This window comes from Parabacteroides sp. PM6-13 (assembly GCF_029892605.1).
Taxonomy (GTDB): Bacteria; Bacteroidota; Bacteroidia; order Bacteroidales; family Tannerellaceae; genus QVMG01.
On the sequence record NZ_JARXWF010000026.1, the window covers coordinates 1 to 19,003 of the forward strand.

General features: G+C 49.5%; 18 protein-coding genes. 5 read left to right on the forward strand and 13 right to left on the reverse strand.

Annotated elements, in window-relative coordinates:
* The first annotated feature begins 448 nt into the window (after nt 1-448).
* Entirely contained in the window at nt 449-1,453 is a 1,005-nt protein-coding gene (gene mgrA, locus M2134_RS15415; RefSeq protein WP_280751529.1) for an L-glyceraldehyde 3-phosphate reductase, read from the forward strand.
* 156 nt (nt 1,454-1,609) lie between these two features.
* On the forward strand, nt 1,610-4,450 hold the full coding sequence (locus M2134_RS15420) for a PD-(D/E)XK nuclease family protein (RefSeq protein WP_280751528.1): 2,841 nt from the start codon (nt 1,610-1,612) through the stop codon (nt 4,448-4,450).
* Here the strand turns inward: M2134_RS15420 and M2134_RS15425 are convergent, their stop codons facing one another.
* From M2134_RS15425 to pyrB, 4 genes are read right to left on the reverse strand one after another with little or no spacing between them, the layout of a single operon-like run.
* Nucleotides 4,451-5,182 carry a porin family protein gene (locus tag M2134_RS15425; RefSeq protein WP_280751527.1) on the reverse strand — a complete coding sequence of 244 codons (732 nt, stop codon included), beginning with the start codon at nt 5,180-5,182 and terminating at the stop codon, nt 4,451-4,453.
* 10 nt (nt 5,183-5,192) lie between these two features.
* Nucleotides 5,193-5,759, reverse strand: a complete 567-nt coding sequence (locus tag M2134_RS15430) for a flavin reductase family protein (protein WP_280751526.1) — start codon at nt 5,757-5,759, stop codon at nt 5,193-5,195.
* A 6-nt stretch (nt 5,760-5,765) separates the two neighbouring features.
* Nucleotides 5,766-6,230: an aspartate carbamoyltransferase regulatory subunit gene (pyrI, locus tag M2134_RS15435; RefSeq protein ID WP_280751525.1), complete on the reverse strand. Its 465-nt coding sequence runs from the start codon at nt 6,228-6,230 to the stop codon at nt 5,766-5,768.
* 14 nt (nt 6,231-6,244) lie between these two features.
* Entirely contained in the window at nt 6,245-7,159 is a 915-nt protein-coding gene (gene pyrB, locus M2134_RS15440; RefSeq protein ID WP_280751524.1) for an aspartate carbamoyltransferase, read from the reverse strand.
* A gap of 225 nt (nt 7,160-7,384) precedes the next feature.
* Between pyrB and M2134_RS15445 the strand changes: the two genes are divergently transcribed.
* Nucleotides 7,385-8,386 carry a glycoside hydrolase family 43 protein gene (locus M2134_RS15445; RefSeq protein ID WP_280751523.1) on the forward strand — a complete coding sequence of 334 codons (1,002 nt, stop codon included), beginning with the start codon at nt 7,385-7,387 and terminating at the stop codon, nt 8,384-8,386.
* 19 nt (nt 8,387-8,405) lie between these two features.
* On the opposite strand, the gene M2134_RS15450 is transcribed toward M2134_RS15445, so the two are convergent.
* The 9 genes from M2134_RS15450 to rpoN form a co-directional block, all read right to left on the reverse strand.
* Entirely contained in the window at nt 8,406-9,656 is a 1,251-nt protein-coding gene (locus tag M2134_RS15450; protein ID WP_280751522.1) for a peptidoglycan DD-metalloendopeptidase family protein, read from the reverse strand.
* Between the two features lie 3 nt (nt 9,657-9,659).
* Nucleotides 9,660-10,505, reverse strand: coding sequence for a DUF4292 domain-containing protein (locus M2134_RS15455; protein ID WP_280751521.1), 846 nt, complete (start codon nt 10,503-10,505; stop codon nt 9,660-9,662).
* 9 nt (nt 10,506-10,514) lie between these two features.
* The gene (locus M2134_RS15460) at nt 10,515-12,209 is read right to left on the reverse strand and encodes a tetratricopeptide repeat protein (RefSeq protein WP_280758215.1); all 1,695 of its coding nucleotides are present in this window, start codon (nt 12,207-12,209) and stop codon (nt 10,515-10,517) included.
* A gap of 10 nt (nt 12,210-12,219) precedes the next feature.
* Nucleotides 12,220-12,654: a dUTP diphosphatase gene (gene dut / locus M2134_RS15465; protein WP_280751519.1), complete on the reverse strand. Its 435-nt coding sequence runs from the start codon at nt 12,652-12,654 to the stop codon at nt 12,220-12,222.
* A gap of 67 nt (nt 12,655-12,721) precedes the next feature.
* The gene (locus M2134_RS15470; RefSeq protein ID WP_280751518.1) at nt 12,722-14,554 is read right to left on the reverse strand and encodes a 4-hydroxy-3-methylbut-2-en-1-yl diphosphate synthase; all 1,833 of its coding nucleotides are present in this window, start codon (nt 14,552-14,554) and stop codon (nt 12,722-12,724) included.
* Between the two features lie 68 nt (nt 14,555-14,622).
* Nucleotides 14,623-15,129, reverse strand: a complete 507-nt coding sequence (gene purE, locus M2134_RS15475; RefSeq protein ID WP_280751517.1) for a 5-(carboxyamino)imidazole ribonucleotide mutase — start codon at nt 15,127-15,129, stop codon at nt 14,623-14,625.
* The gene (gene gcvH / locus M2134_RS15480; RefSeq protein ID WP_280751516.1) at nt 15,126-15,506 is read right to left on the reverse strand and encodes a glycine cleavage system protein GcvH; all 381 of its coding nucleotides are present in this window, start codon (nt 15,504-15,506) and stop codon (nt 15,126-15,128) included. Before gcvH ends, purE begins: the two co-directional genes overlap by 4 nt.
* 14 nt (nt 15,507-15,520) lie before the next feature.
* Nucleotides 15,521-16,144 carry a hypothetical protein gene (locus tag M2134_RS15485; RefSeq protein ID WP_280751515.1) on the reverse strand — a complete coding sequence of 208 codons (624 nt, stop codon included), beginning with the start codon at nt 16,142-16,144 and terminating at the stop codon, nt 15,521-15,523.
* A 12-nt stretch (nt 16,145-16,156) separates the two neighbouring features.
* Nucleotides 16,157-17,596 carry an RNA polymerase factor sigma-54 gene (gene rpoN / locus M2134_RS15490; protein ID WP_280751514.1) on the reverse strand — a complete coding sequence of 480 codons (1,440 nt, stop codon included), beginning with the start codon at nt 17,594-17,596 and terminating at the stop codon, nt 16,157-16,159.
* Between the two features lie 148 nt (nt 17,597-17,744).
* Here rpoN and M2134_RS15495 point away from each other — a divergent pair, with 148 nt between their 5' ends.
* Together M2134_RS15495 and M2134_RS15500 are read left to right on the forward strand one after the other, a co-directional pair.
* Nucleotides 17,745-18,065: a heavy metal-binding domain-containing protein gene (locus M2134_RS15495; protein WP_280751513.1), complete on the forward strand. Its 321-nt coding sequence runs from the start codon at nt 17,745-17,747 to the stop codon at nt 18,063-18,065.
* Between the two features lie 7 nt (nt 18,066-18,072).
* Nucleotides 18,073-18,714 (forward strand): CatA-like O-acetyltransferase, encoded by a 642-nt coding sequence (locus M2134_RS15500; protein WP_280751512.1) that lies wholly within the window; start codon nt 18,073-18,075, stop codon nt 18,712-18,714.
* Nucleotides 18,715-19,003 lie beyond the last annotated feature (289 nt).

The following is a 19,003-nucleotide window of genomic DNA, read 5'->3' on the forward strand; positions in this document are numbered from 1 at the left end:
CCCTTTTCCCCGCGCTCACGCACGGGGCTGGATACAGGTCGCTGCTATGCAGCGCTTCCCCCACCCCTATCTCCTATTTCCTTCAATTCTTATAATATCTGAAGACGCCCTTTCTCCCTTCTCCTTTCTCCTTTCTCCTTCACATCTTACCAAATCTGAATAATCCAGCAAGCCCGGAAGGGCTTCAACCTGGATAACCCCGTGCAAACCGTAGGTGCAGCGCGGGGTAGACGTAATGTATATATACATGAGCTCCGTAGGAGGTCAACTGTTGAGCCCCTACGGAGCTCGTTTCTATGACACTATCAATCCCGAGCTGCGCCTTAACGGCTTGCACGGGGTTATCCACATCTAAGTCCTTCCGGACTTTAGAATCAAATCTTACAAAAGGAGTTTTCCCGATCTTCGATTCCTCTTTTTATATTATATTTGTATAAAACAATGTATCATGAGTCTATATAAAGCAAAGGATAACCGTTACGAGCAGGCTACTTATCGCCGTTGCGGGCGGAGTGGGTTGTTGTTGCCGCCGATCTCGCTGGGGTTGTGGCATAATTTCGGGAGTGTGGATGTGTTTGAGAACTATAGCCAGATCGCCTATACGGCGTTCGACCGGGGCATAACCCATTTCGACTTGGCCAATAATTACGGGCCGGTTTACGGATCAGCGGAAGAGAATTTCGGGCGTATCCTGAAAAAAGGGCTGGGCGCCTACCGCGATGAGCTGGTGATCTCCACCAAGGCGGGCTACGATATGTGGCCGGGGCCGTATGGCAATTGGGGCAGCCGGAAGTATCTGATGGCAAGCCTCGACCAGAGCCTACGGCGGATGGGGTTGGAGTATGTGGATATTTTCTATTCACATCGCCCGGATCCGGAGACACCGATGGAAGAGACGATGCGCGCCTTGGCAGATATCGTACACCAGGGGAAGGCGTTGTATGTAGGTATCTCCAACTATAATGCCGAGCAAACCGAGAGGGCTTTGGCGCTGTTGCGCGAAGAGCGGGTGCCCTGCCTGATCCATCAGGCGCGTTATTCGATGTTCGACCGCTGGACAGAGCCGGAACTATTGCCTTTATTAGAAAAAGAGGGAGTGGGCATGATCGCCTTTTCTCCATTGGCACAAGGCATGCTTACCGATAAATACCTGCAGGGCATCCCGGAAAACTCACGGGCAGCACGCAGCACCGGACACCTGCAGGCCTCCCGGATCACACCGGAGGTCGTTCAGCAGATCCGTCAACTGCATGAGATGGCGCTTGGACGTGGACAGACATTGGCGGAGATGGCACTGGCCTGGCTATTAAGAAACAACCGGGTAACCTCCGTGCTTATCGGCGCCAGCTCGGTAAACCAATTATTGGACAACCTAAAAGCGTTGGATAATCTGACCTTTACGGCGGAAGAGCTGGAAGGAATTGAGAAAGTAATTATGAATTATGAATTATGAATGATGAAACAACCTCTCCACCACTGCAAGCAGCGGTCCCCCTCTCCTGACCAGGAGAGGAGCTTTAGATAGTTGTCTGCTACTTTTGGGTCAACTCCAGCTTTAGATAGAAATCTCCAATTCATAATTCATAATTCACAATTCATAATTATTAAAATGTCCCCTTTCCTCCAACAAATAGCTTCGCTTTTTTATAAAGAACATGGAACGGCTGTCAGTCGCATGGCTTTTGTCTTTCCGAATCGGCGTGCGGGATTGTTTTTCAAGAAATACCTGACGGAGATGGCCGAAAAGCCACTGTTTTCGCCGGCGATATTCACGATACAGGATCTTTTCCTGCAACTAAGTGGTCGTCAATTGGCCGATCGCACGCAGATGCTCTTCACGCTCTATCAGCAATACAGCCAATTAAGCCCTTCGGCGGAGACTTTTGACGAGTTTTTCTACTGGGGAGAGATGTTATTGAACGACTTCGATGATATCGATAAGTATATGGTAAATGCCCGGGAACTGTTTACCTTAGTGACGGATATCCGGGAGATAGAGAATGATTTCACTTATTTGTCGCCCGAACAGATCACCGCGATCCGCTCTTTCTGGTCCACTTTTCACCCGAAAGGCGACTCGCCCAACCAGCAGGAATTCCTGAAAGTATGGCAGTTGCTCCATGACCTGTATGAGGGACTGCGCGCGGAACTGGCGGCTGCCAACAAAGGCTACGAAGGAATGATCTTCCGCGATGTGGTGGAATCGTTGGATGAGGTGCCATGTCGGCGTCAGTTGGATTATGAACAGATTGTATTTGTTGGGTTAAACGCACTTTCGAAGGTCGAGGAGAAATTGTTAGTTTCCCTACGGCGTATGGGCATTGCCGACTTCTATTGGGATTATGCCTCGAAAAGGGTAAACGATAAAGACAACCGGGCCTCCTATTTTGTGGAGCGCAACCAGGTGCTCTTTCCATCGAAACACCCCCTGCCGGACGAAGAGAAGGTCGATACGCAGATAGAGGTGATAGCCATCCCATCGGGCATCGGGCAGGCCAAGCAGGTCTATGCCACCCTCAGCGATTGGCAGAAAGAGGGTGTACTGGAAGCGGAGAAGGCATTGCGCACGGCGGTTGTCCTGGCCGACGAACAGCTGTTGTTGCCGGTATTGAACTCTATTCCGGAGGAGATACGTTCGATCAATGTCACGATGGGGTATCCGCTGACCCATACCCCGGCTGCCTCCCTGGCCGACAGCCTATTATCGCTGCAACAGCGAATACGCTACCAAGAGGGGAAGCCGTTGTTCTACTTCCGCGATGTGTTGCCGGTATTGAACCACCGCTATATTGCCGCTACAGCGCCGGAGCTGGTGAGCGATCTGGTCACCCGCCTGGTGAAAAACAACCGCATCTATATCGCACAGGAGGAGTTAAGCGTAACGCCGTTGTTGGCTCTGTTGTTTACGCCCCGCCTGAGCACCGACGAGATCACCTCCTACCTGATCGAATTATTGGAGACCCTAAACCGCGAGCTCGATGCCTCGCCGTTAGACAGCGAGTTCCTGTTTCATTATTTCACGACCATCAACCGCTTGCGAGAGGTGATTCGCGAAGCGGATATCGAGATGCATACGGATACCCTAGCGCGGCTATTGAAACAGATGACCTCTTCTATGACGATCCCTTTCCGGGGAGAGCCGCTGGCTGGTATTCAGGTCATGGGTGTTTTGGAGACGCGCGCGCTCGACTTCGACCGCTTGATCATCCTCTCGATGAACGATGGAATCTTTCCGCAACACCGGACCGCCAATTCCTTTATTCCCTACAACCTACGGCGTGGTTTCGGATTGCCCACCTATGAGCACCAGGACAGTGTGTGGGCCTATCATTTCTATCGCCTGATACACCGGGCAGAGCAGGTGAGCCTGTTGTATGACACCCGAACAACCGGCTTGCAGACGGGCGAAGTGAGCCGCTTTGTACATCAGCTGCGTTATCATTATGAAGAGCCGATCAAGCAAAAATTGGTTGTTTACAATGTCTCTTCCAGTCAGACACCGCCCTTGGAGATAAAGAAAACGCCGGAGGTGATGACCCTTTTGGCTGCCTACCGCGAAGGGGGCGACCGGGCTATTTCCGCCAGTGCGATCAATACCTACCTCGATTGTCCGTTGAGATTCTATTTCTCCACCCTGGAAAAGGTAGAGGAAGAGAAAGAGGTCACCGAATCGATCGAGAGCAATATCTTCGGTAGCATCTTGCATAAGACATTGGAGGATCTCTATCATCCTTACGTGGGGCGGATGGTCACTGCCGATCTGTTGAAGAGGATGCGGGAGGATAAGCGATTGATCACCGACACCATTGCCAAGGCGTTTGCTACGGAGTTCTTCCAGTCCGACAGGGTACGTCCGCTGACGGGACAGAACTACCTGATCGGGGAGATGATTCGCAAGTATGTGATGAAGGTATTGGAGCGCGACGCCAAATTGGCACCTTTCCATTATCTCTCTTCAGAGGAAAGGGTAAAAAAACTGTTCCCACTGAGCGATGGTTCTTCCATTCAGCTGAAAGGGTTTATCGACCGCCTGGACGAGGTGGGCGACACGCTTCGTATCATCGACTATAAGAGTGGGGAAGCTACATTGGAGTTCAAGCAGATCAGCCAGTTGTTCGACCTGGAAGAGAAGAAACGCCCCAAAGCGGTGATGCAGGTGTTTATGTATGGCTGGATGTATACCCAACAACCTATTGCCGCGGGACGGAAGATCCAGCCGGGTATCTATGCCATGCGCAACATTTTCAAGGCTGATTTCAGCCCGACGATTATCAAGAAAGAGGGACGCAGCAGTGCGCCCATCGAGGACTTTGCAGATTATAAGGAGGAGTTTGAAACGGCCATGCGCGACTGCTTAGATACGATCTTCGACGATCAGACACCGTTCATACAGACACCGACCGAAGATGCCTGTCGATATTGCCAGTTTAAGTCGATTTGTGGGAAATAGTTAGAACATAACACCGATCGAGAAGCTAAACACATCGTTGCGCATATTGATTCGCACGTCGTAATCGCTCATGGAGTAGGCGGGATTCTTGCTTCTGAAATCAGACTCGGTATAGTTTAGCCCCAACTCATAGCTAAAGTCGAAGAAGAGTTGCCATATTCGCACCGCCAGGCCCAAGCCGATATTGACACCAAAGGGATTGCTCTCGCTGATAAATTCCTGTTTGGTCTCCCGGGCTGTGGATTCGTATGTCACCTTATAGTTGTACTTAAAGGTAGGACCGGCCATCAGGCTAAGCGCGTAAGGTCCCTCCCGTACGATATGATACCCGATAAGCACCGGCACCTGCAACGCATCTTTGCGCATGGAAAGCTCGGCATTCAGCTTGTTTGTATTCGATTCCGCCAGGGCTGTTTCCGGCAATAGGCTCTCCGGCAGGTTGAATTGCAGCTCTCCTTCGTAACGACTCCAGGTGATACTGGGCTGAATAAAGAAACGATCCATATTGACACGGAAGAACAACGAGCCCAAGTTGCCTACCTTTTGCGTCACCTGAATATTCTCGAGGCTCTCTCCGTTGACGGTAAGGGAATTGACGATCGGGTAGGCGGCGTTAAAGCCCACCGTCGCCCCTACATGAAACACCTTTTCCGGAGGGGGCGTATAGGTCTTTTGTGCCTTCAATGAGACAAGACACAACACCCCTATGCCGATAAATAAAAGACGTTTCATGGCGGATTTTCTATTTTTTCTTTTTGACCGACCAGCCGAATTTCCCGATAAACGAGCCCAGTTCGTAATACTTTCCATGCACATAGACCAAGAGATTGGCTCGCTCCATATCGAACGCGCCGGTCACGGGATCCAGGTATTTGTCGTCGGCCAATACATTGACCACGTCGGCCACAAACATATCGTGGCTGCCCAGCGCAACAATCTCTTTCACCCGGCATTCGATACAGAGTGGCGACTCCTCCACTATCGGCGCATTTACGACCGATGCCTTGCCCGCCGTCAGTCCCATCTCTTCGAATTTCCGGTGGTCTTTCCCCGAGTTGACACCACACCAATCGGTGGCATAGGCCATCTCCTTGGTGGTTAGGTTGATGACAAACTCCATATTCTCCCGGATCAGTTGATAGGAATGGCGCTCGGGACGTACGGAGATGTAGCACATCGGCGGATTGGTGCATAAGGTGCCGGTCCAGGCTACCGTGATCAGGTTGTAATCGGACGGATCGCTTCCGCAGCTCACCAATAATGCCGGCAGCGGATAGACCAATGTACCCGGTTTCCAGTCTTGTTTCATACCCAATTATTTGATAACGATATCTTCTTTATTGATCTTACGTTCGCAATAGCGGCAACGGATGGCTCCGGAGGCTCTGTCTTCCACGTCGAAACGCGAGAGCATCGGCTCATTGTTGGTGATACACTTCGGGTTGTTGCATTTCACCAGGCCGATCAGTTCGTCGGGCAGGGTGACGGTCTTTTTCTCTACCACCTCGTAGTCGCGGATGATATTGAGGATCACATTCGGAGCGATCAACGCGATGCGATTGATCTCATCCTCTTCAAAGAATTTGCCGGCAATCTTAATCACGCCTTTGCATCCCATCTTCTTGCTATGGAAATTGTTGCCGATGGTAATCGTATTGTCCATCTTCTCCAGTCCGAGCAGCGAGGCTACCTTAAACAACTGGCTGGGGGGGATATGATCGATAGCCGTTCCGTTTTCGAGGGCAGCCACCTGTAGTTCTTTTTGCTTTTGAGCTGACATATCTTATAGGTCGTTTAGAGTTCTATATTTAATACTTCACAAATAATGGCTTCGCGGGTGAATAGTCCATTGCGCGCCTGCTGAATATAATAGGCTTTCGGATTATCGTCAACATCGTAGGCTATCTCATTCACGCGTGGCAGCGGATGCAGGATGCGCAGGTTGTCGCGGCTGCCTTTCAGCATCTCATTGTGCAGGATATAGACATTCTTTACCCGTTCATATTCCACCAGGTCGGTGAAACGTTCGCGCTGCACCCGGGTCATATACAGGATATCGGTCTGGTTGATGATATCGGTTGTAAAGTCGAAATGCTCTGTGTATTTGATGTTATGCTTTTTGCAGAAGTTTTTTTGCTCTTCAGGCATACGAAGCTCTTCAGGCGCGATGAAATGGAAAGTGGGATTGAAGTGCGACATACCAACGATCAAGGAGTGTACTGTCCGGCCATACTTCAGGTCGCCGACCATCGTAATGGTGAGATTCTCCAGCGTGCCCTGCGTTTTACGGATGGAATACATATCCAACAGCGTTTGCGAAGGATGTTGATTGGCACCGTCTCCGGCGTTGATAATAGGAACATCTGTTACTTCGGAAGCATAGCGGGCAGCCCCTTCCAGGTAGTGGCGCATGATGATCACATCGGCGTAATTGCTCACCATCAGGATGGTGTCTTTCAATGTCTCTCCCTTGGAGGAGGAGCTTGTCGAGGCGTCGGAGAAACCAACCACTTTGCCTCCCAGGCGGTTGAACGCTGTTTCGAAGCTCAGGCGCGTACGGGTGGAGGGTTCGAAAAACAGGGTGGCGGCCACTTTGCCATCCATTATTTTTCGGTTGGGATTCTCTTCAAATTTTTGGGCATTATCGAGGATGCGGAGTATATCCTCTTTGGAGCATTGATCAATGGAAACTAAACTTTTACTCTTCATAAGGTGTCGTATTCGTCGTTTATGCAAATGTAGGAAAACTTTAACAAAGTTAGACCCGCGAACAAAGAGATTTAGCGGCTCATCATTTGGAGAATAAAAAAATACCCCTTACTTTCGCAGAGTCGCTATTATACAAAGGGTAATAGGACAAGAGCCACAAGCGTTTTTCCATCACTATAACGGACTATTTTTTTGAGTAAAAACACATATTAATTTTTATTTATCATGAAGAAGATTGGTTTTCTAATTGGTTGTATTTATTTGCTGGTGGCTTGTAGCCCCCAGAGCTCACTCCCTACCTTCAAGAACACGGGGAATCCATTGATTAAAGACAAATTCACGGCGGATCCGGCTTCGTTGGTACACAAAGGAACACTTTATTTGTATGTCGGACATGACGAATTCTACGAAGGGCAAGACGGCGCCTCCGGAGGAAAAGAGTTTAACATCACCGAATGGCTTTGCTATTCTACCAAAGACATGCAGACCTGGACAGATCATGGCGTTGTATTGAAACCGACCGATTTCTCGTATGGCATCGGAGAAGCCTGGGCTTCTCAGGTGATCGAACGGGATGGTAAATTCTACTACTACACCACCGTACAGGCGGGCGAGCCCTACAACAGCAAGGTGGTAGGCGTAGCCGTAAGCGACAGTCCTACAGGTCCTTTCATCGATCCGATCGGCAAACCGCTGGTGACCGACGACATGACCGACAATGGCGTGCGCGGATGGTGGAACGATATCGACCCGACCGCCTTGGTAGACGATAATGGTGAGGCATGGCTCTGCTGGGGAAACGGTACCTGTTTCTTAGCGAAGCTCAAACCAAACATGATTGAATTAGACGGCGAAATCGAAGTGGTGGATGTACCACGCTTTGTGGAAGGCCCCTGGCTGCACAAACACAACGACATCTATTACCTGACGTATGCCTCTATGGGTAAAGGCAAGGAGACCATCGCCTATGCGACAGCACCATCGATGCGAGGCCCATGGACACCACAGGGCGAGCTGACCGGCATGGCGGAAAACAGCTTCACGATCCACCCGGCTGTCACCGAGTTCAAAGGCAAATGGTATCTGTTCTATCACAACGCCGTTCTGACCATCGACGGTCATCCGGGCGCCATCGGACGTCGTAGCGTATGCGTAGATGAATTATTCTACAATGCCGACGGCACTATGCAACCGGTAACACAAACCAAACAAGGCGTAGCGAAATAATTTATAACCGGGCGACCCTTCACTTATCTAACCAAGGTGAAGGGTTTAGCTTGGTTTTTTCTTTCCAGAGCTGGAAGTGGAGGATGGTTTCGTTGGCGTTTTCGTTATCACTGAATATACGTCCGATAGGCTGCCGGGTCTTTACCTTATCGCCGGCTTTCACATAGACCTGACTGAGGTTACTATAGACCGTCAGGTAATTACCATGACGAACAATCACCGAATTATTATAACCCGGCACCACAAAGACACGGGTTACCTCGCCGTTGAATACGGCACGGGCATCCGTTCCCGGAGTGGTTTGAATATCTATCCCGCTGTTGTTCATACGAACATATTTCAATTCGGCATGTTGTTGTTCGCCAAAGGTTCCCACAATGGCATATTGGCCTTCCAACGGGAAAGGCAGTCGTCCCCGATTACCGGCAAAGTCATCCGACAGTTGTTTTTCAGCCTTGGTCATGGCATAACCACCTTTGCTATCGGCTATGCGATCCGGTTCTGTCCCAGCCGCTTGCGCCTTTGCGGCAGCCTCTGCCCGGGCTATCTCTTCAGCAATCTGTTTCTCGATCTGTTGGTTTAAGGCCTGCGCGCGTTGTTTCTTTTGCTTCAGCTGCGCCTGTAGTTCCTTTTGACGCTTATTGAGTTGCTGCACCTCTTTCTTTTGGCCGGCCTCTTCGGCAACCAGTTTCTTATTCTCTTCCTCCCGCTCATTCAACAGGTTTTGCTTCTCCGAGCGTGTCTTTTGCAGTTCCTCCTGCTTGGCAGTGATCTCTTTTTGCTTGGCGACAATCGTTTGTGCCTGCTGTTTCTGCCAGTAGGCAAACTCCCGGAGATAGCGCATGCGACGCATCGACTGTGAAAAATTATCGGCAGAAAGGACAAACAGTAGTTTATCTTGCGAATTGGCACGTCGCTGCAGGCGCTGGGCAGACTGCTTGTAGTTGTCCTGCTTCTGCTTCAGCTCCTTCTCTAATAGATTGATTTCGTTGGACAGACTTTTGATCTCCCGGTCGATAGCCGCCGTTTCCTGCACAAGCAGACTGATCACCTTCTTACGCTGAAGGATCTGGTTTCCTAACAGATTGAGTCGGTTCAGGTAGTTTTTGGTCGTACTCTCCGTCTCCCGGAGCAGTTTATTTGTCATCTCGATCTCCGCCAAGGCCTCCTTACGCTGTTGTTCCAAACGCTGTACCTCAGGCGACTTCTGTTGACCATAGGTAACCTGTAACGTAAAGAAAAATAGTAGGATGATCCGGAAGAGACGCATATATTATTCCTTGTTTTTTTGCAATGCTTTCATCAAGTCCGCCAGGGTGATCCGTTGGTATTTGTCGGGGATCGAGCCACTGATTTGTACCGGGAGATTGGTCTGTATCCGGGTGAAGTTAATCTTCAAGCCCCCCTTCAGTTCTCCTTTATCCAGTATTTTCACATCCATCACCGTAGGAAAGGGTTGCCCGTCGGTTAACACAAAAGCCGAATACAACCACTCGAGCTTCATCGTCTCTTCCCGGTTGGTGATGCAGGTAGAAAGCAGTTTCTCTTCTCCGTCGGCCTGAAAGGTATAGAGCAAGCCCATACTATCCTTTGCCTTGATCTCGGCACGACTCCCTTCCTGATTCAACAAAAAGCGGTTATAAAGCGCCGGAGTCAGACTCTCTTCACCAGGGAAAAACAGGTGATTGACAAAAAGGGATTGTAGGTTGTTGTAGTTGAACGCAATCGGGGTCTGCCCTTTCAGTTGAGCGTAGTTCTCCGCCAGGTAACGTTTATTCATGCGGTCGATAAAACGAATGCTATCGCGATCCATCTCCAGGCGTATCACCTCGATGCCCATGATCGGTTGAACGGAAAGCACCAACGCGCTATCGCGCACCATCTTCAATTCGGCCCGTGAGCTCATCTCTTTGCCAGGCATCTTCACATCGACGCTCATCCGGGCATTCAAGGTCTCGAACCGGAAAGCCTGTTCACGGACAGACTCAAAGAAATCGGTATGCGCTTTGGCTTCACCGGCCGCTACGGTCGCCACCTTCTGGGTCGATTTACATCCGCTGAGGCATGCAAGGCCGATAACGGCGATCAAACAAAGTAGTGTATATCGGATTGTTCTCATAGCGATGTGTTATTCTTCAAAATAGGCTTCTTCCGCAATCTTACGATCCAGGACTTCTCCCTCTTTCCCCAGCTCTTTTGCCTTCTTCCACTGCTCGACGGCTCGTTCTTTCTCGCCTATCATAAAGAGGATATCCCCGTAATGATCTACCAGTTCGGAGCTGTTCGTGTCGTCATGCTCGATAGCCCGTTCGATATAGATTTTCGCCAGTTTGTATTCGCCCTTCACAAAGAGGATCCAGGCATAGGTATCGAGGTAGGTCGCGTTTTCCGACTCCATATTGATGGTTTGCAGACTCATACGCAATGCCTTGTCCAGGTCTTTCTTATCCAGGGCAAGGAAGTAGGCGTAGTTATTGAGCACCATCACGTTGTTCATATTATATTTCAGCGCTTCATCGTAGGCTTCATAGGTCTTGTCCAGCTGCTCCATCTGATAATAGATATCGCCCATCTGCCCATAGAAGTCCGATTTCAGACGCCCGTTTTCGGCAGGTATGATCGCAATACCGTCGCGGTAAACCTGCAAAGCCTCTTCCTGTTTGTCTTGCTGATAATAGGCAATGCCTAAATAGAAATAATACTCCGGCGCATCCGGAAACATATCCATACAGGTGGTACAAATACGAACCACTTCGTCTAACTGCTCATTGCGCAAGGCGAGGTTGAGCAATTGCTGCCAGGCAGAAGCATTGCCGGGTTCCATTTCCGTGACCAATTGAAACTGAAACTCTGCCTCTTCCTTTTTCTCTTGGGCCGTAAGCAAGCTGCCATACATCAATTTCAGATCGATATCCTCCGGGTGTTGCTCAATCAATTCGTCAAAGATGGCATTGGCGCCTTCCATGCCTTTCTCGGTATGCTGCAGGCGGATGATATAACGGGAGAGTATGCCGACTTTGGTTTCTACATCGAGCTTCTCGTTCACCAGCGCATCGCGGATCAGGGATTCCGAAGCGGCATTATCGCCTATCGCTTCGTAATAGTTCGACATGGAGACCACATAGTAGGGATTCTGCGGATCGATCTTATGCGCCTTTTCATAATTTTGCAAGGCTTTGTCCATCTCTTTGTTCTCCAGGTATAAATCGCCCAGCATAAGTGGATAGCGTGCATCCATCGGGAATTTATTGGCTAACTTTTCGATCTCTTTATAGGCTTTCTCCTTCTCTTCTATTTGCATATAGAGACGGAACTTTTGTTGCGAAAGCGCCTCATTCATGCCGACAGCCGACTCCAGGGTGTCGTAGGCTTCGATCGATTCCGCGATATCGCCCTTCTGTGTCAGGGCATCCGCCAGATAAAACACCAGGTCCATCTTCTCCGGATATTGCTTAGAGAGCTTCCGGTATTCTTCTACAGCTTCGTCGAACATACCGAGCGAGCGGTTGACCGACGCCAATGCCATCCGGTAGGTGTAATTGTCGGAGCTGTTTTCTACGGCACGACGCAGGTATTCTACTGTTTTTTCCGGGCGGTCGAGCTGCATATAGAAGAACGACAGCTCATACAAAACGGGCGCCGCAGTCGAGTCGATCGACAAACAATGCGAAAGCGCGTCGAAAGCCGCGTCATATTTCCCTGCTGCCTTCAGGTTAAGCCCTTCATAATAAAAATAATCAAACTTACGCTGGTCGGTTTGGGAAAAAGCAGATCCGGCAACGGTTAAAAGGAGAAGAAATATATAAAAGATACGCATATAGATGTTGTTTTGCTTATTTCTTTCCGGTATGTCCGAAACCACCCGCTCCACGTTCGGTCTCATCGAGTTCTTCTACGGGTTCCCAGGCAACCTGGCTATGGGTCGTGATCACCATTTGGCAGATACGTTCGCCATCATTCACCGTAAACGGTTCGTTGGAAAGATTTACTAAGATAATGCCTATTTCTCCCCGGTAGTCGGCATCGATGGTTCCCGGGGTATTGAGCAGGGAGATGCCATGTTTGATGGCCAATCCGCTGCGTGGACGCATCTGCGCCTCATAGCCTTCGGGCAGGGATATAAATAATCCCGTCGGAATCAGCTTGCGCTCCAACGGGTTCAATACGACAGGTTCTTCCAGGTTAGCACGGATATCCATTCCTGCCGATAAGGGAGTTGCATAAGCAGGAAGCGGATGATGAGACTTGTTTACTATCTTTACTTTCATTGTCCTTTGTAGTTAAAGTAGCCAAACGGGGTTTGACTATTTCGTTATGAAATACGAAGATAGCTATTTATTCGTTATGCCAGTCTCCGTTCTCTTTTATTAACGCTACTAAACGTTCTACGGCTTCCTCTTCGGGAATATTTTTCAAGACACAGGCTTTCCCTTTATACAGGCTGATCCGGTTACGTCCGGCACCCACATAACCATAGTCGGCATCGGCCATTTCGCCCGGTCCGTTGACGATACAGCCCATAATCCCGATCTTCAGGCCTTTCAGGTGCGAGGTAGCCTCTTTCACACGGGCAATAGTCTCTTGCAGATTAAACAGGGTGCGGCCGCATCCCGGACAGGAGATATATTCCGTTTTGCTGATCCTCACCCGCGCGGCCTGCAGGATACCAAACATACAGTTATCCAAAGCAACAGGATCGCCGATTTCATTATACAACAGAATGCCATCGCCAAAACCATCGAGCAACAACGTGCCGAGATCAGCACCGGCTTTGACCTGGAGTGCTTCGGGGTCGGGTTCATAATAGTCGCGCTGCAACACAATAGGCGCATCACAACCGGCATCTATCAAACGATGGATGGCAGCTCGTTGGGCACCCACCCCATTACGATGTATCGTGCTCAACACCAAGACCACAGACGGGTCAGCTTTGATCAGTTCTATCAAGCGATCAGTCAGTTCCAGGCTATTGATACGCAGAAACTTCATCTCCGTGTCGAAATGTGCCATTTCCTCTGCTTCGCAAGCAATAAAACAGGGATAACAGGCAGGACGTTTCTTCCAGAAATGCGAATCGACCAATAAAGGCAAGTGGTCAGGCAGGTTATCGGGATCCTCCTTTCCGATATACAGATAATCGGGAAGTAGCGATGGATTCATCTCGAACGAGCCCTGGGTACGGTCGGAAATAACAACAGGCGGCTGCCCGCCTCCTATATTGCGGATCGCGCGGCTTATGCGCCTGGCCGGGAAGATCGGGTCATAACCGGCAGAGAGTTTTCCTTCGATCGGCTCGTGCCCCTCCCGTTCCCGGATATAATCGACCAGTTTACGGGCAACAGGCATTTCCGCTTCCGGCTCTTCACTCAGGGAGACGCGGATCGTATCCCCTATTCCATCCGACAAGAGCGTTCCGATGCCTACCGCACTCTTGATGCGCCCGTCTTCACCGTCGCCGGCTTCCGTCACGCCCAGATGAAGGGGGTAGTGCATATCTTCCGCTGCCATCGTCTGCACGAGCAGGCGTACTGTCTGCACCATTACCACGGTGTTAGAAGCTTTGATCGAGATCACCACATTCGGAAACTCCTCTTCCCGGCAGATACGCAGGAACTCCATGCAGGAGGCTACCATGCCTTGCGGCGTGTCTCCGTAGCGACTCATGATGCGATCCGAAAGCGAACCGTGATTCACCCCGATACGGATAGCGGTGTGCTCGGCTTTACAGATAGCCAGGAAAGGCAGCAAACGTTTCCGAATCTTCTCCACTTCTGCCGCATACTCTTCGTCGGTATATTCAATCCGACTGAAGGTCTTTACCCTGTCCACATAATTACCCGGATTGATACGCACCTTTTCAATCTGATAGGCAGCCACATCGGCCGCTTTCGGGTTGAAATGTATATCGGCCACCAACGGAGTTGTATAGCCTAAGTCGTTCAATCGTTTTCGTATCTCTCCCAGGTTGAGGGCTTCGCGTTCGCCTTGAGCCGTGAAGCGAACATATTCCGCCCCCGCTTCGATCAGCCGCACTGCCTGATCGACAGCCGCCTCCGTATCCATCGTCGACACATTGGCCATCGATTGTATACGGATCGGACGCACCCCTCCCATCGGAGTAGTGCCTATTTGAACTTCGGAAGATGTACGACGGGTGTAATTAAACATGGCTCTATTTAATGGATAATTGATAATGGATAATTGATATTGTGTTATCAACTATCCATTATCAATTATCAATTCGTTTTGTGTTTATAGCTCACTTGCGCCAGGTCGGCATTCGCCTTTACGATTTTTTTCTTCAGGTCTTCTTTGTAGGCAGCCAGTTTATCCTGTAATGCTTCGTCGCCTACCGACAACATCTGCACAGCAAGGATGCCGGCGTTCAATGCCCCATTGATACCCACGGTTGCTACCGGGATACCCGGAGGCATCTGCACAATAGCCAGTAAGGCATCCATCCCATCCAAGGTCGAATTGATCGGTACACCGATCACCGGAAGGGTTGTCATAGAGGCAATCACCCCACACAGATGCGCCGCCATGCCGGCTGCCGCAATAATAACCTTTATGCCCCGATCTTTGGCTCCTTTGGCAAAAGCCTCTACCTCGGCCGGGGTACGGTGGGCAGAGAGCGCGTGCATCTCAAAAGGAATCTCCATCTCATCGAGGAGTTTCGCTGCTTTTTCCATCACGGGCAGATCCGAAGTGCTGCCCATGATGATACTTACAATAGGTTTCATTTAGCAATCAGTGCTTCATATTCACCTGCCGACAGCAACGCGTCAAGCTCTGCCTGATCTGCCAGAGATACTTTCACTAACCAGCCTTTGCCATAAGCGTCTTCGTTCACCAATTCCGGTTGGTCTTCCAGGTCGGGGTTTACCTCCAACACCTTACCACTAACGGGCATAAACAGGTCAGAGACAGTCTTAACAGCTTCAATCGTTCCGAACACCTCTTCCTGATCCAAGGATTCACCCTCGGTCGTGATGTCAACAAATACGATCTCACCTAACTCACTTTGCGCGTAATCAGTAATACCGATCAATGCCTCATTACCTTCTACACGGATCCATTCATGGTCCTTTGTGTACTTTAATTCTGCAGGAAAATTCATAATTTTTCGTGTTTTTATTTGATAAATAAATGCAAGTAACTCATAGAAACTGCCGAAAAAACAGAAACAAAGCCCAATGCAAACCCGGCATATGCCTGCATAGGGGTATGACGTTTAAGATAGATACGCGACATGGCCAGCAACCCCGCTCCCACAATCAGAATAATAAACCCGGCATAGGGATTCATCATATGGATACGGCAAACACCCATCACACCGCCTAACAATCCGCCCATGCCCAACATATGCGCGCTGATCTTCCAAAAGAAGTTGACACACAGGGCCACCACCAATGCAATGCAGCCACCAACCACAATAGCGATCAACCAAAAAGGCATACGCATTCGGTAAAGGTAATACAGGCAGGACAATAGGGATATAATGATAATCAGGTAGGGAACAGCTCGTTCTTTCCGATCGGTCAATTCAGCATCCGTCGCGGCTCCGTTGTATATCAGCAACAGAATAAAAAGACCGGGGATAAGCGCGGTCGTCAGAAACGTGCCGCCCAATATAGCCAATTTGAGCTGCGAAGGGTATTCCGACAGATAGGTCTGCGTCAATGCCAATAGAACGCCATAGGTCACGATCAGTAACGGATGGAAAACAATTGAGATTATATTCGATAGTATTTTCATTCGGTTACAAAGTTATATTTCTTTTCTGAGGCGGGCAACGGGTATCCCTAATTGTTCGCGATATTTTGCAACAGTCCGCCGCGCAATGACATAGCCCTTCTCCTTCAATATTTTCGTCAGTTCTTCATCCGTCAATGGCTTGCGCTTGTCCTCTGCCTCGATATGTTCCTTCATGATTTTCTTCACTTCACGGGTAGAGATCTCCTCGCCTGTGTCGGTCTGCATCGATTCGGAGAAAAAATATTTAAGCGGATAAACGCCAAAATTAGTCTGCACATATTTGCTGTTGCTCACGCGTGAGATGGTAGAGATATCATAGCCTGCCTTCTCCGCCACATCCTTCAGTATCATCGGACGCAGGCTGGCTTCATCGCCGGTAAAGAAAAAATCCTGTTGCAATAGGATAATCACCTCCATCGTGCGGCGCAAGGTCTCCTGTCGCTGCCTGATCGCGTCGATAAACCACTGGGCAGAGTCCAGCTTTTGTTTGACAAACTGAACCGCTTCACGCCTCTCAGACGTCTGATTGGTTTTATTGGCCGCGTAATCCTGGAACATCTCCGCGTACTCCCGGCTGATATGCAAGTCAGGCACTCCCCGACTATTCATACTTAATGTCAGTTCCCCGTTATGCGCCTCCACAATAAAGTCCGGGATAACCAGATTCATCGCTGTCTCCAACGAGTTACCCCAGCTACTGCCCGGTTTGGGATTGAGCGAGGTGATCTCCTGGATCGCCGCCTTCAAGGCAGCCTCGTCTACCGTAAGCCCTCGCAATATCTTGTCGTAATGTTTGCGTGTGAAATCATCAAAATAGTCGGAGAGCACCCGGATAGCCAGTTCCACCGCTTGCGTCTTTGTCTTTCTCTCCAGCTGTAACAACAGACATTCCTGCAGATCGCGAGCACCTATACCGGCCGGTTCAAAATCCTGAATGACATATAGGATCGATTCGATACCTTTTTCATCGACATCCTGGCCTGCCTGAAAAACCAGATCATCGGCAATAGCCGCCAGATCACGCCGCAGATAGCCATCATCATCCATATTCCCAATGATATATTCAGCGACTTTCATCTGCGTCTCATCCAGCTCCCGCAGTCCCAGTTGCTGGCGAAGCGCCTCCTGCAGTGACTCACCGATAGAGAAAGGCACATCCTCCTTGCGCTCCGTGCGCTCACTTATCTCACGCAATTTATAATCGGGTATATCATCTTCCGTCAGGTAATCCCCCAGGGATATATCGATAGCCGAGTCGCCACTCTCTTCTACGGTTTCCACCGATTCAAACTCCTCGACCTCTTTGCCCTCTTCCAAGGCAGGATTCTCCTCCAGCTCATGCTTTACCCGCTCCTCCAACTCAATAGTAGGCAACTCCAGCAACCGAATCAATTGAATCTGTTGTGGAGAAAGTTTTTGCTGGAGTTTTTGTTGTAATTGCTGTTTTAACATAAAGACAATACACCATTTTGCAGGAGTCTCTTCCTAATTTACTATGGAATGCAAATATACGTGTTTACCTTTTATTTGGTGGTAAGATTTGAAATTTTATCATATCTTCGTAAACAGTTCTAATTTTTCACTTAATAAACAAAAGCGTATGTTACTGACTACCACAAACACCCTGGATGGGAAAGAGATTATAGAATATTTCGGGATCGTATCCGGAGAAACCATCATCGGAGCGAATATCGTGAAAGACTTTTTCGCCGGTATTACCGATATTGTCGGAGGCCGGTCGGGCGCCTATGAAAAAGTATTAAAACAGGCTAAAGACGTCGCTTTGCAAGAGATGAGCGATCAGGCAGCACGCCTGGGAGCGAATGCTGTTATTGGTATTGATCTCGATTATGAAACAGTTGGCTCCGGAAGCACCATGTTGATGGTCACTGCCGCCGGCACCGCCGTACGTTACAGATAATAAGAACATGAAACATATTATTGACCTGGAGTCGTTCGAAAGGAAAGACTCCGTTCTCTTTTTTCGCTCCTTCCCGGATCCACATATTTCTATTACATCGGAAGTGGAGTGTACCGGTGGAAAGCAACAAGCGAAGGAATGGGGCATATCCTTCTTTCTCTATTATACCCATGCCATGCTAAAGGCGGCCAATGAAATTAAGGAGTTTAGATATCGATTCAATAGAAAGGGAGAAATCCTCTATTATGACCAACTGGATGCCCTGGCGATTATCCGTACGGGAGAGCAGGGAAGGTACAACACCTTGCGCCTTCCTTATGTGGAAGACCTGAAGGAATTCGCACAACAGGCCGCATCAATCATCGATTCACACAATAGCATCTCCAACCCTTTTGGTGCGGAAGACGACTCTTCCGAAGAAGATCAAGGCGTGATCCTGATCAGTGCCATACCCACCCTAAGCTTTACCGGCATCTCTTTTGCCAATCAAAGCCCCCTGGGAGGCTATCCGGTTACGCTGATAGGAAAACTGATTGTGCGCGAAGGGAAAGAATATATCCCTATCGGCCTTAAGGTAAACCACGCCTTCATCGACGGCTATCACCTCGATGCATATTATAGCCGGGTTAGCGAGTTGCTCTGTAAGTAAGAACCTCAAATAGCTGAAAGCCACCCGGCCCCTAAAGGGGCGAGTTCCGGAGGAACGATGATAAAAGCCCATGGGTAAGCAGGCTGAAAGTCTGCGCCACCCTGGGTCTCACGACAATACAACAAGTGAGTTCTGAAGGAACGATAGATATTTGTGATACGCGACAAGTATAATCAACCGGGAGAATCCGCAGCCCCCTTTAAACCAAAAAAAGAGCCTGTTCAATTAAGAACAAGCTCTTTTCAGATTAAATCGGCAGCTACCTACTCTCCCACCTTGTGAGCAGTAC